The sequence below is a fragment of the Streptomyces sp. NPDC005141 genome (assembly GCF_053599975.1).
Genome location: NZ_JBSFYW010000034.1, coordinates 84,845 through 97,669 on the forward strand (window position 1 = coordinate 84,845; position 12,825 = coordinate 97,669).

Consider the following 12,825-nt stretch of genomic DNA (forward strand, 5'->3'; position numbering starts at 1 on the left):
AGGTCACAGCCTTGTCTCGGCTGACGGTCGGGGCACGGCCCCGACAGGCGGACGGGGCGCGGCGACGGATCGCGCGGGCCCCACGAGCCGGACGGGGCGCGGTGACCGCTCGCGCCGACGGGTCACGGGCAGGCCGCCGCCAGATCCACGGGCACGCCGTTGAGTACCGCCGTTCCGGACAGCGGGTCGAGCAGCGAGCCGTCGAGCAGCTGGTTGACGTTGACACCGGGGTCCAGAGCGGCGTGGCTCATCCGGGTGCCGGGGCGGTCGTGCCCCCAGCCGTGCGGAAGGCTCACCACGCCGCGCCGGACGGTGTCGGTGAGCTCCGCCGGGGCGATCACCTCTCCCCCGGCGCCCTTGACGCGTACGGCCGCCCCGTCGGCGAGCCCGAGCCGGGCCGCGTCGTCGGGGTGGATGTGCAGGGTGCAGCGGTTGGAACCGCCGGTGAGCGCGGGGACGTTGTGCATCCAGCTGTTGTTGGAACGCAGATGACGGCGGCCGACGAGGACGAGGGCCGCCGGGCGCTCGCGCAGCGCGTCGCGCAGGCGCGGCAGATCCCCGGCGATCGGCTCCGGCAGCAGCTCGATCCTCCCGCTGCGGGTCTTCAGCCGCTGCGGCAGACGGGAGGTGAGCGGTCCCAGGTCGATGCCGTGCGGGTGCGCGAGCACCTTGTCCAGGGTCAGGCCGTCGGGGCGGGCACCGAAGCCGTCGCCGTACGGGCCGAGCCGCAGCATCATGTCGAGGCGGCGCTCGGGGCCGGTCTCGCCGCCGAGGGCCGCGGCGAGTTCCCGCGGGTCGCGTCCGTGCACCGGCGACGCGGTGTCCCCGACCGCCTTGCCCAGGGTGCTGTCGATGACCATCGTGTCCACGGCGGACGGGTCGGCGCCGTGCATGCCGGTCGCGGCGAGGAGGAGCCGGGCGAGGATCTCGGTCTCCGCCATACGGCCCTCCTCCAGGGGGACGGCGGGGCGGTTGTAGCGGACCTGGTTGCGGACGGCGAGGGTGTTGAACGCGAAGTCGTGGTGCGCGCTCTGCGAGGGCGGGGGCGGCGGCAGTACGACGTGGGCGTGGCGCGAGGTCTCGTTCAGGTACGGGTCGACGCTGACCATGAAGTCCAGCGACTCGAGCGCCTTGTCGAGACGGAGGCCGTCGGGTGCGGACAGGACGGGATTGGCGGCGACGGCGATGACGGCGCGGACCGGACTGCCGTCCGCCGTCACGGTGTCGATCTCCTCCGCCAGGGCGGCCAGCGGGAGTTCACCCTTGGCCTCCGGGTGCCTGCTCACCCGGCTGTGCCAGCGGCCGAGGGCGAAGCCGTGACCGGGGCCCGCCGGGCGGGGTGTCCGGTCGGTGGCGGCCAGCGGGAAGAGCGCACCGCCGGGCCGGTCGAGGTTGCCGGTGAGGATGTTGAGGACGTCCACCAGCCAGCTGGCCAGGGTGCCGTGCGGGACGGTGCAGCTGCCGATGCGGCCGTAGACGGCGGCGGTGGGAGCGGCGGCCAGCTCGCGCGCCAGCTCCCGGATGGTGCCGGCCTCCACGTCGCAGGCCGCGCTCGCCGCCTCGGGGGTGAAGTCCCGGAGTGCGTCGGGGAGTTCGTCGACGCCCTGGACGTGCGGGGCGAGCGCGCCGAGGTCGACGAGCTTCTCCTCGAAGAGGACGTACGCCATCGCCGCGAGGAGCGTCGCGTCGGTGCCGGGGCGGATGGCCACATGGCGGTCGGCGAGTTTGGCCGTGCGGGTCCGGCGCGGGTCGATGACGGTCAGCGTGCCGCCGCGCGCCCGCAGTGCGCGGAGCTTGCCGGGGAAGTCGGGGGCGGTGCACAGACTCCCGTTGGATTCCAGTGGGTTGGCGCCGATGAGCAGGAGGTGGTCGGTGTGGTCCAGGTCAGGCACGGGGATCGCGTTGGCGTCGCCGTACAGCAGGCCGCTCGACACATGCTTGGGCATCTGGTCGACCGTGGAGGCGGTGAAGACGCTGTGGGTGCGCAGGGCGCCGAGCAGGACGGGCGGGTAGAGAGCGCCGGCCATGGTGTGCACGTTCGGGTTGCCGAGGACGACGCCGACGGCGTGCGGTCCGTGCCGCTCGACGACGGGGCGCAGACCGGCCGCCACCGCGTCGAAGGCCTCCTCCCAGGTGGCCTCGCGCAGTTCGCCGTCCTTGCGGACGAGGGGGGTGCGCAGTCGGTCGGGGTCGCCGTCGGCGGCGCCGAAGGAGGCGCCCTTCGGGCAGATGAAGCCCTTGCTGAAGACGTCGTCCCGGTCACCCCGGGCGCCGGTCACCCGGGTGCCCTCGATGGTCAGCGTCAGGCCGCAGGTGGCTTCGCACAGGGGGCAGACGCGCAGGGCGGTTCGGGAGTCGGGGGTGGTGCCGGAGGTGCGGGACACGGGTCCTCCCGGAGGGCGGTGGCTTCGATGGCACACGGACGCGACCGAGCATACCGACCGGTACGCATGGCGGGGAGTGTCTGTCGGGGGTCACGTCGGAAATCCGCGCGCGAACGGTGTCGGCGCCTCGCGGCACGTCGACCCGCCGCCCAGCAGGACGGCACCCCGGCCCCCTGCGCTCCCCCGTGGCGCTCCGCGTCGGCGCCCCGGCCCCCTGCGCCTCCCCTGCGCTCCCGCGACGTCCCGCGTCCACAACCCCTCGGGACGGGCCGGACACCTCGGGGCAGGTCAGTCGAGGACCCTGGCCAGATACGCCCGCAGCAGCTCGCGCGTCTCCTCGATGATCCGCTCGTCCCCCTCGGGGGCGACCCGGAAGGCCAGGTGGACCAGGGTGTCGGCGGCCTCCACGGCGATCAGGAAACAACGGCGGAGATCCTCGTCCGGGGTGCGGTCGAGATAGCCGGAGAGCAGGTCGGTGAGGCGGTCGGCGACCCGGGTGTTGGGTTCGGAGTAACGGGCGCCGACCGGGATCTGGTTGCCGAAGTCGACGAGGGAGAATCCCGGCGCGGTGCGCTTCATGGCGAGGTACTCGTCGAGCACCGCGTCCATCGCGGCCCGCCACTCTCCTCCGTCCGCCTCCCGCAGGCGCTGGGTGACGCGCTCGGCGTAGAGCTCCAGGTTGCGCTGGGCGAGCGCGTCGGCCATCGCGCGCTTGTTGCCGAAGAAACGGTAGACGGAGCCGATGGGCACTCCGGCCCGCTGAGCCACGGTCCGGGTGCTCAGACCGTCGTAGCCCACCTCGTCGAGGAGGTCGGCGCAGGCGTCGAGGATTCTGGTCAGTCGTTCTGCGCTGCGCCGCTGTACGGGCGCTCTGCGCAGCGAGGTCGCATGGGGCACGCTCTTCATGATGCCTTTCCGCAGGGATCCGGTGAACCTCCCCCATCAGTACGCACCTCGATGGCCTGACCACTCACTTCACCCTCGGGACCACCGCGTGCGGTGTGGCCCGGGCCGCGGCCGGTGAGGCCGTCGGTGCCGCCGTCTTCGACCCGGCCCCCGACGCCGTGATGTCGGCCGTCCTCTCGATCGGCTCGCCGTGGACGGCCCACGCGGTGCCGTCGTCGGCGTACAGGCGCACGGTGACGTGATGGGTGCCGCGCGGTACGAGGTCCCCGGCCAGGTGGTACTCGGCGGTGCGCAGCCGGGCGACGGTCCGGCCGTCGACAGAGAGGCGGGCGAGGCCGCGCCCGGCGACCGGCACGGGTCGCGTGCCCGCGGGCGAGAAGCGGAAGTTGCGGACGGTCAGCCGCACGTCCCAGCTGTCGGCGGAGTCGGGCTGGATCTCGATCCCGACCTCGGGCGCCCCCTCCTTGCCCACCTCACGATAGAGCCGTCCCTCGTCGTCCATCTTGTCGAGCAATGTGCCCACGGACGAGGCCGACACTCCGCCCCTCCGCTCGTGCGCATCACCGGCGCCGCAGCCCGCTGATCCGCCGAGCAGGGCACAGACCGCGAGCGCGGTGAGTAGTCCACGCGTCCACCGCATGTCCGGGAGCGTAGAACAAGGCTCCGGCGGCCGGGATCCCCCTGGAGTCGGGTTCTCGGGCCGCGCTCCGACCCTTGAGGACTACTCCGGGCGGGGATTGCGGCGGGCCGCCGGGCCTGACCGTGCGGTCCGCGCGCGGCTCGTGGCCGATCCCGTTCGGTGCCGGCGGCCGACCCCTTGCGCGGGCGGGGGGTGAATCCTACGGTGATGCATAGGAATCAGGCGCGAGGGAGCGATCATGAGCGGGGACGCGAGGAAGACGGCCGAGGGGCTGACCTACCTCTCCGGATTCGGCAACGAACACAGCTCGGAGGCGGTCCCCGGGGCCCTGCCGCACGGCCGCAACGCGCCGCAGCGCGCACCGCTCGGGCTGTACGCGGAGCAGCTGAGCGGCACGGCGTTCACCGAGCCGAGGGCGTCCAACCGGCGTTCGTGGCTGTACCGGATCCGGCCGTCGGCCGCGCACCCCGCGTTCACGCGCACCGACAACGGCACCCTGCGGACGGCGCCCTTCACGGAGGCGGTGCCCGACCCGAACCGGCTGCGCTGGAACCCGCTGCCCGAGCCCCCCGCCGGGACGGACTTCCTCGCCGGCCTGTGGACCCTCGGCGGCAACGGCGACGCGACCCAGCGCACCGGGATCGCGGTGCACCTGTATCACGCCAATTCCTCGATGGAGCGGGTGTTCAGCGACGCCGACGGCGAGCTGCTCATCGTCCCGGAGCGCGGCGGTCTGCTGCTGCGCACGGAGTTCGGGCTGCTGCATGTGGAGCCGGGCCGGATGGCCCTGATCCCCCGGGGGGTGCGCTTCCGGGTGGAGCTGCTGGACAGCGCGCCGGAGGGCGGGCCGGACACGGGCGCCCGGGGCTATGTGTGCGAGAACTACGGGGCGCCCTTCCAGCTGCCCGACCTGGGCCCGATCGGCGCCAACGGCCTCGCCAACGCCCGCGACTTCCTCGCCCCGGTCGCCGCGTACGAGGACGTCGAGGGCCCGGTCGAGGTGGTGAACAAGTTCTGCGGCAACCTCTGGACGGCGACGTACGACCACTCGCCGCTAGACGTGGTCGCCTGGCACGGCAACCATGTGCCGTACGTCTACGACCTGCACCGTTTCAATGTGATCGGCTCCATCAGCTACGACCACCCGGACCCCTCGATCTTCACGGTGCTGACGTCGCCGTCCGACACCCCGGGCCTGGCCGGTGTCGACTTCGTCGTCTTCGCGCCCCGCTGGCTGGTGGGCGAGGACACCTTCCGGCCGCCGTACTTCCACCGGAACGTGATGAGCGAGTACATGGGGCTCGTCGAGGGCGCGTACGACGCGAAGGCGGAGGGCTTCGTACCGGGCGGCGGCTCGCTGCACAACATGATGTCGGCGCACGGGCCGGACCGGGAGACCTTCGACCGCGCCAGCGCCGCCGAGCTGAAGCCGCAGAAGATCGACGACGGGCTCGCCTTCATGTTCGAGACGCGCTGGCCGGTGACCGCTACGGCCCAGGCGGCACGGGCGGAGCACCTCCAGCAGGGGTACGACGACGTGTGGCAGGGCCTCCAGCGGCACTTCCGCCCGACGGACTGAGACCCACCGGCCGTTGCCTTCCACGCCCGCGACCGGTACGGATACCCTCGTGACCTCCTTCGCTCCGGACTCGATCGTCCTGAACCGCAAGCTGCCGCTCTGGTATCAGGTGTCGCAGTCCCTGCGCGCCTCGATACTCGGCCGCTCCCGCCAGGATCCGCTGCGCCTGCCCACCGAGGAGCAGCTCGCCGGGCACTACGGGGTGAGTGTGTTGACCATGCGGCAGGCGCTCAAGGAGCTGGAGGTCGAGGGGCTCATCACCCGGCACCGCCGGCGGGGCACGTTCATCGAGCCGAGTGCGCAGCGGGGCGCGCCCGTGCGGCTGCTCGGCTCGGTGGACGCGATCGTGGCCCAGCAGTCCGGCATGACGACCGAGCTGCTGGACCAGGGGAAGGCGCCCGTTTCGGGTGAGCTGGCCGAATTCTTCCCGGATGTGGACGAGGTGGCGACGTACCACCGGCTGCGCAGCGACGAGACGACGGGCGAGCCGACGAATCACGCGCGCAACTACCTCCGCCCGGAGCTGGCCGAGCGCATCGACCGGGAGGATCTGATCCGCTGGCCGATGACCAAGGTGCTGCGTGACGTGCTCGAAGTCGGCATCAGCCGGATCACGGACACCGTGGAGGCCCGGCTCGCGGACCCGGAGACGGCGCGTCTGCTCCAGGTGCCGCTCCTCAGCCCGATCCTGCGCTACACGGGCATCATCTACGGCCAGGACGGGCGGGCGCTGGACGTGGCGGTCATCCACTACCGGGGCGACCGCTTCTCGTTCACGGTCACCCTCGACGCCCACTGACGATGCCGTACCGGGGCAGCGCGCGGTGTCCGCGTCGTACGATGCCGAGCGTGACGCACGACGCCGCTCCGCTGCTCGCGGACCTCATGCCGTGGTCCGTCGCACCGCCGAGGCTGGGCCGGAGGTGGCCGACGGCACCGGACGCGGCATCCCTGAAGGCACGCTGGGACGCCCTCGTGCAGGCCGAAGGGGCCGACCGCGAGGCACTGTTCGGGCCGTCGCGTGCGCGCACGACGCACTCCGCGGTCGCCCAGCTGCCGGGCCACTCCAGCGGGACGGGCCGCCTCGCACGTGTGTCGGACCCCTGCCCGGACCCGGTTCGCGTGCTGCGCGCCCCCTTCGACGAGCAGTGGCTGATTCCCGATCACCGGCTGATCGACGCCGCTCGCCCCGAGTTGTGGCGGGTGGCGGGAGCCGAGCAGGTGTTCGCGGTCGAGCAGACCGCGGCGCCCGAAGCGCCGGGGCCGGTCCTGCTGGCCGCCTCCGTTCTACCGCTGAGCGCCGGCCGCGGCGGCCGGGTGCGTCCCCTCTTCAGGCGCCCCGGCGGCCGTGAACCGAACCTGGCACCGGGCCTGTTGGAGTACCTCGGCACCCGTCTCGGCCACTCCCCCGCCCCCGTCGACGTCCTCGCCTGGACGATGGCGGTCGCGCGGCACAGCCGGGACGGCTGCGCGGTCCCGCTCACCGCCGACCCCGAGACATGGGCGTACGGAGTCGGGCTGGGCCGCCGGATGCTGTGGCTGATGCGCCGCGACGGCGAGCGCCCCAAACTCCCCGGCGGCCGCCGCCCCTACGTCCGGGCGCCGCTGACCGCGGTCCCCCAAGGATCCCGCCCGGCCCGGGGGCCCCTCCTCCTCGACCCCTACTACGACCGCGCCGAGGAGTCGCTGCACCTCGGCGAGGGCAGGATCTCGCCCGTGCCGCCCGAGGCCTGGGACTTCGAGGTCGGTGGCGTACGCGTGCTCGAGCAGTGGTTCGCGGCCAGGACCGGGGAGCCCGGGCCGGGCACTCTGGAGGCGATCGGCCCGGCCGGCTGGCCGCAGGCCTGGACGTCCGAACTCCTCGAACTCATCACGGTCCTCGCGCTGCTCGCGGAACTACGGCCTCAGCAGGCCGGGTTGGAGCCGCGATCACCGATCACCCGGGCCGACCTGCGCACGGCCGGCGTGCTCCCGGTACCGGACACCGCGCGGCGTCCGGCCTCGGTGCTCGACCACCACGAAGAGGGTCCGGAGGGCCAGTTCGCGCTGATCTAGCCGATCCTGCCGATCCAGGGGCGCAGCCCGCGCCCGGCCCGGTCCGGTCCGTCACCGCGGAGACCGGGGGCGGTGAGCGGCGGGAGCGCCCGCGAACGATCGGTCACCCCTGCCTCACGCGACCGCCCCATCAGCGTCCGCGCATGACAAAGGTGGTGGCGAGGAGCCATGATCCACCGCATGGAGCCACAGCCACTGCCCCTTGAAGGCATCACCGTCGTCGCCGTCGAACAAGCCGTCGCCGCGCCCTTCGCCACCCGTCAGCTCGCCGATCTCGGCGCCCGGGTCGTCAAGGTCGAGCGGACCGACGGCGGGGACTTCGCCCGTGGCTACGACACCGCGGCCGCGGGCCTGGCCTCGCACTTCGTGTGGTGCAACCGGGGCAAGGAGTCCGTCGCCCTCGACCTGAAGGACCCGCGCGGACTGGATGTCGTGCGCCGGCTCGTCGCGGACGCGGACGTGTTCGTGCAGAACCTCGCCCAGGGGGCGGCGGCCCGGCTGGGCCTGGACGCGGCGACTCTCTGCGCCGGGCATCCGCGGCTGATCGCCGTCGACATCTCGGGGTACGGGGCTTCCGGCCCGTACGCCGGCAAACGCGCGTACGACATGCTCGTGCAGTGCGAGGCGGGGCTCGTGTCGGTGACGGGGACGCCGGAGCAGCCGGTGAAGGCGGGCATCCCGGCCGCGGACATCGCCGCGGCCATGTACGCCTTCTCGGGAGTCCTCGCGGCACTCGTGCGGCGCGGCACGACCGGCCGCGGGGGCCCGGTGGAGGTGTCGATGCTGGACGCGCTCGCGGAGTGGATGGGGCATCCGCTGCACCACGCGATGCACGGCGGGACACCACCGGCGCGCACAGGCCTGGCCCATTCCGTCATCGTTCCCTACGACGTCTATTCGACGGCGGACGGCGGGCGGGTGCTGTTGTCGGTGCAGAACGACCGGGAGTGGCGGCGGCTCGCCCAACAGCTGCTCGGTCGGCCCGAGTTGGCAGACGATCCGGAGTTCGCGACGAACCCGGCGCGGGTGGGGAACCGGGAGCGCGTGGACACGCTGGTGGCGAAGGCGCTGGGCGTGCTCGGCGCCGACGAGGCGGTGACCCGCCTGGAGGCCGCGGGCATCGCGTGCGCGCGGCTGCGGGATGTCCGGGAGGTGGCGGAGCATCCGCAGCTGGCGGCCAGGAACCGGTGGCGGGACGTGGGGTCACCGGTGGGGCCGCTGCGGGCGCTGCTGCCTCCGATCACGCTGCCGGGCGGGGAGGAGGCGCGGATGGGGGCCGTCCCGCGGCTCGGCGAGCACACGGGGGTGGTGTTGCGGGCGCTGGGCATGACGGACGCGGACGTCGCCGAGCTGCGGCGGGACGGTGTGGTGCGCTGAGCTTTCCGGCTCGGTGAATGTGGTGACCCGCGCTCCGGCCGTGGTGACCACCGGGCGCCGCTGCCCGCCGTGGGGATGACGGACGCGAAGAGGCAGCGCTGCGCCGGATCGGTGGGCCGCCGGAGCGCGAGTCGGGGAACGCCGGTACCGGCAGCCGCTCAGTGGCCGCCGAACAGCGAACGGCGCAGCCGCCTGAGCGGCGCGAAGAGCGAGACCCGCCGTACGCGCGCACCCATGGAGCCGCTGTCGTGCGCCGTGTCACGTGCCGTGAGCTCACGCATCAGTGACGTCGCCTCGAGCGTCTCGCGCTGCGGTATGGCAGGGCCACCCAGCACCGCGAGATGGCGGTCGAGGCGCGAACTGGTCGCGCTGCTCCCACACGTGATCGCAGGGACACGAGCCCTGCTGCGCACCGTTATCTGTTCCATGTCACTCCCCACCCGTACAAGTCCACCCGGCCCGGGCAGACTAACCCTATCGCCCCCTCGTGGCCCTCGTGTATCTCGGACACAGGATTCACCTTCCCCGTAAGGGGGTTGACGATTACTCTCCGAATCCAACCGTTTCCAGGGCGAGTTGGACAACCGGCTGGCTGGTGGGCTGCACTGACCCTCCGTGAGGTTCTACGGTCACTGCGAGTGACGTCGCGTTCGTATTCAGCCCGTCGGCGACGAGGGGCGTGTCGCCGTCGAACAGGCCGAGGGAACGCGGATTCTCGTTGGGGCGCATGAGCCACAGCTGATGGACACGTCCACCCGAGGGGGTGCCGAGTCCGCTCACCGTCACGACGGCGCGCCGCTCCGATGCGGAGGCCACAACTCCGATTCCGCGTCCCCGTGCGTCCCGTTCACCGGTCGCCCGCGCGTCGGGCGCCGCGAGAACGTGGGCGATCTCACGTGCCTGGGCGCGCTCCCGGTCCAGTTCGTCCCGCGCCTGAGTCGCCTGCACCGCGAACAGGGAGGCGACGACGAGAGCCGCGGCGGCCGTGGTGGTGGCGAGCGGGGCGAACAGCGGGCGGAATCGGGGGGCACGCGCCCGCGCGGGCTGATGGGCGGGCCGCGCACGGGGCTCCCGGGCGGCCGGTTCCTGCGGTGTCGTCCGTACGGCCGTCAGCACCCGCTCCCGGAGGGCGGCCGGCGGGGACGCCATCGTGGACCAGGCGAGCCGTACCGCGTCCTCGGTCAGCGCGCGCACCTCCTCGGCACAGCGTTCACAGCCCTTCAGATGACGTTCGAATCGGCGCCGCTCGTCGCTTTCCAGTGCGTCGAGGGCGTAGGGGGCGGCGAGGGAGTGCAGATCGCGGCCCAGCAGTCGGTCGAGGACGCTCATGCGGCACCCCCCTCTCTTCCGTGGCGGTCGTGGCCGGGCAGGCAGTCGGGGATGTTCATGCGACTCCTCCCAGGCATTCGCGCAGGCGGGTGAGCCCGTCGCGCATACGGGTCTTGACGGTGCCGAGGGGCAGGGAGAGCCGCTCGGCGACTTCACGGTAGGTGTAGCCGTCGTAGTAGGCGAGGGTCACGGACTGGCGTTGCAGGGCGGTGAGCCGGTCGAGACAGCGGCGGACCCACTCGCGTTCGAGCCCGGCCTCGACCTCCTCGGCGACCTGGTCGAAAGCCGGGTGGTGGTTGCGCTGCCCCTCGCGCTGCTCGCGCTCGGTGGCCGCGCGGGCGCTGCGCACCCGGTCGACGGCGCGGCGGTGCGCGAGGGTGAGGATCCAGGACAGGGCGCTGCCTCGCCCTGGGTCGAACCGCGCCGCGGAGCGCCAGAGTTCGAGCAGCACCTCCTGCGACACCTCCTCCGACTGCGCGGGGTCCCGCACCACGCGGCGCACCAGTCCGAACACCGGCCCGGACACCAGTCCGTACAGCTCCTCGAACGCCTTCTGGTCGCCTCCGGCCACCAGCACCAGTAGTTCGTCAGCCTCCACCCGTCCCCCTCTCCGGCCGTGCACGGCCCGTCCTTTCCCCTACGTCTTCGCAGCGAACGTGTCTACGGATGGGTTACGGATCAGCGAGCCGAAAACGCGAGTCCGGCGCCGACCAGTTGACGGGGCGGGCGCCCGGCGGATCGCGGGGTCGTCGCGAAGAATCCGGCTCCTCGATGAAACATGCAGGGAGGACCGCCGTAAACACGTTTGGGATTCGACCAATCCACCCCGGCGACCGCTCCGAATGGCGTGCGTCAGGCAAGTTGGACATGAGGACGGACGGCATGACACCTATCTCCAGGAGCGGCGTGGGACGCAGGACTTTCGCGACCCTCGTATGTGGTGCGCTGGCCGCCGGGGGGCTCGCAGCCGCCGGCGTGACCGCGCTGGTACCGGGGGCGGCCTCCGCCTCCAGCCACCGGGAGGCCCCGCTGATCTCGGGCACTCCCCAGTACGACAACACGGACGTCTACGCGTTCGTCAGCCCGGACAAGCCCGATACGACGACGATCGTGGCGAACTGGATTCCCTTCGAGGAGCCCGCCGGCGGCCCGAACTTCTACACGTTCGCCGACGACGCCCAGTACGACATCCACATCGACAACGACGGTGACGCGCAAGGCGAGTTGGTCTACCGCTACACCTTCAAGACGCACCGCAAGAACGGCGACACGTTCCTCTACAACACGGGCGCGGTCACCAGCCTCGACGACCCCGACCTGAACATCACGCAGACGTACGACATCGACCTGCTGCGGCTGCACAACCAGAAGCTGGTGTCGCGGACCAAGGTCGCGGACGACGTCCCGGTCGCCCCGTCGAACGTCGGCAAGGCGTCGATGCCGGACTACGGCAAGCTGCGCGACCAGGCGGTGTACAAGCTCGCGGGCGGCTCGAAGACCTTCGCCGGCCAGGCGGACGACCCGTTCTTCCTGGACCTGCGCGTCTTCGACCTGCTGTACGGCGGGAACCTGACCGAGGTCGGGCGGGACACCCTCAAGGGCTACAACGTCAACTCCATAGCCCTGCAGGTCCCGAACGACATGATCCGTGAGTCGTCCGGACAGCCGGTCGTCGGCATCTGGTCCACCACGCAGCGCAGGGACGCCCGCGGCAACTACACGCAGGTCTCCCGGCTCGGCATGCCGCTGGTCAACGAGGTCGTCAACCCGCAGAAGGACAAGGACAAGTTCAACGCGTCCGCGCCCTGGAACGACGGTCAGTTCCTGAAGAACGTGACCAACCCGGAGCTGCCGAAGCTCATTGAGGGCATCTACAAGATCAAGGCCCCGGCCGAGCCCCGCAACGACCTGGTCGACGTCTTCCTGAAGGGCGTGAAGGGCCTCAACCAGCCGCCGCACGTGCGTCCGGCGGAGGAACTGCGCCTCAACACCTCGATCAAGCCGGCCACGCACCCCAAGCGGCTCGGTGTGCTCGACGGCGACAACGCGGGCTTCCCGAACGGACGCCGGCTCACCGACGACGTGATCGACGCCTCGCTCCAGGTGGTCGAGGGTGAACTGGTCGGTTCCAAGAACGACTTGGGCGACGCGGTCGACAAGAACGACAAGAAGTTCGAGAAGTACTTCCCGTACGTGGCCAAGCCGACCTCGGGTTCGCGCGGCGCGCTGGCCAAGGGCACGACCAGCGGGACCGACGTGCGCAGCCAGCTCGGCGACGCGCTGCAGCCCGCCGGGACGACCTCCGGCGGTGGGACCGACACCGTGCTGATCGCGGGCTCCGCCGCGGCGGGCGCCGCCGGGATCCTGCTCATCGGCACCGGTCTGCTGTGGTGGCGCCGACGGATGTACAACCGGGCCTACTGACCCGGCTCACCGACTGGCGGGGGGCGCCCCCCCCCCCCCCCCCCCCCCGGGGGGGGGGGCCCCCCCCCCCCCCCCCCCCACCCCACCCCGCTGCACTCGTGTCAGTGCTCTTTGGAGCGCCGCGGCCGACC

General features: G+C 72.2%; 11 protein-coding genes. 5 read left to right on the forward strand and 6 right to left on the reverse strand.

Annotated features, from left to right (window positions below; translation table 11 throughout):
* Positions 1-122 precede the first annotated feature (122 nt).
* The 3 genes from ACWD68_RS25130 to ACWD68_RS25140 form a co-directional block, all read right to left on the reverse strand.
* Positions 123-2,384: a molybdopterin oxidoreductase family protein gene (locus ACWD68_RS25130; protein ID WP_451808697.1), complete on the reverse strand. Its 2,262-nt coding sequence runs from the start codon at positions 2,382-2,384 to the stop codon at positions 123-125.
* Between the two features lie 288 nt (positions 2,385-2,672).
* Positions 2,673-3,290: a TetR family transcriptional regulator gene (locus ACWD68_RS25135; RefSeq protein WP_451808698.1), complete on the reverse strand. Its 618-nt coding sequence runs from the start codon at positions 3,288-3,290 to the stop codon at positions 2,673-2,675.
* A 64-nt stretch (positions 3,291-3,354) separates the two neighbouring features.
* On the reverse strand, positions 3,355-3,930 hold the full coding sequence (locus ACWD68_RS25140; RefSeq protein ID WP_451808699.1) for a hypothetical protein: 576 nt from the start codon (positions 3,928-3,930) through the stop codon (positions 3,355-3,357).
* A gap of 238 nt (positions 3,931-4,168) precedes the next feature.
* Here ACWD68_RS25140 and hmgA point away from each other — a divergent pair, with 238 nt between their 5' ends.
* The 4 genes from hmgA to ACWD68_RS25160 all read left to right on the forward strand — a co-directional run bounded on the left by hmgA (position 4,169) and on the right by ACWD68_RS25160 (position 8,941).
* Positions 4,169-5,509 carry a homogentisate 1,2-dioxygenase gene (gene hmgA / locus ACWD68_RS25145; RefSeq protein WP_451808700.1) on the forward strand — a complete coding sequence of 447 codons (1,341 nt, stop codon included), beginning with the start codon at positions 4,169-4,171 and terminating at the stop codon, positions 5,507-5,509.
* A 49-nt stretch (positions 5,510-5,558) separates the two neighbouring features.
* Positions 5,559-6,308: a GntR family transcriptional regulator gene (locus ACWD68_RS25150; RefSeq protein ID WP_451808701.1), complete on the forward strand. Its 750-nt coding sequence runs from the start codon at positions 5,559-5,561 to the stop codon at positions 6,306-6,308.
* 41 nt (positions 6,309-6,349) lie between these two features.
* Entirely contained in the window at positions 6,350-7,564 is a 1,215-nt protein-coding gene (locus ACWD68_RS25155) for a type ISP restriction/modification enzyme (protein ID WP_451808702.1), read from the forward strand.
* Between the two features lie 180 nt (positions 7,565-7,744).
* Positions 7,745-8,941: a CaiB/BaiF CoA transferase family protein gene (locus ACWD68_RS25160; protein WP_451808703.1), complete on the forward strand. Its 1,197-nt coding sequence runs from the start codon at positions 7,745-7,747 to the stop codon at positions 8,939-8,941.
* Between the two features lie 158 nt (positions 8,942-9,099).
* Here ACWD68_RS25160 and ACWD68_RS25165 read toward each other — a convergent pair whose 3' ends face one another.
* The 3 genes from ACWD68_RS25165 to ACWD68_RS25175 form a co-directional block, all read right to left on the reverse strand.
* Positions 9,100-9,369, reverse strand: a complete 270-nt coding sequence (locus ACWD68_RS25165) for a hypothetical protein (protein ID WP_451808704.1) — start codon at positions 9,367-9,369, stop codon at positions 9,100-9,102.
* A 115-nt stretch (positions 9,370-9,484) separates the two neighbouring features.
* Positions 9,485-10,270: an anti-sigma factor gene (locus ACWD68_RS25170; protein WP_451808705.1), complete on the reverse strand. Its 786-nt coding sequence runs from the start codon at positions 10,268-10,270 to the stop codon at positions 9,485-9,487.
* A 55-nt stretch (positions 10,271-10,325) separates the two neighbouring features.
* A complete protein-coding gene (locus ACWD68_RS25175) occupies positions 10,326-10,868 on the reverse strand; it encodes a sigma-70 family RNA polymerase sigma factor (RefSeq protein ID WP_401333606.1) in 543 nt (180 codons plus the stop codon).
* Between the two features lie 284 nt (positions 10,869-11,152).
* Between ACWD68_RS25175 and ACWD68_RS25180 the strand changes: the two genes are divergently transcribed.
* The gene (locus tag ACWD68_RS25180; RefSeq protein ID WP_451808706.1) at positions 11,153-12,694 is read left to right on the forward strand and encodes a DUF4331 domain-containing protein; all 1,542 of its coding nucleotides are present in this window, start codon (positions 11,153-11,155) and stop codon (positions 12,692-12,694) included.
* The last annotated feature ends 131 nt before the right edge of the window (positions 12,695-12,825 follow it).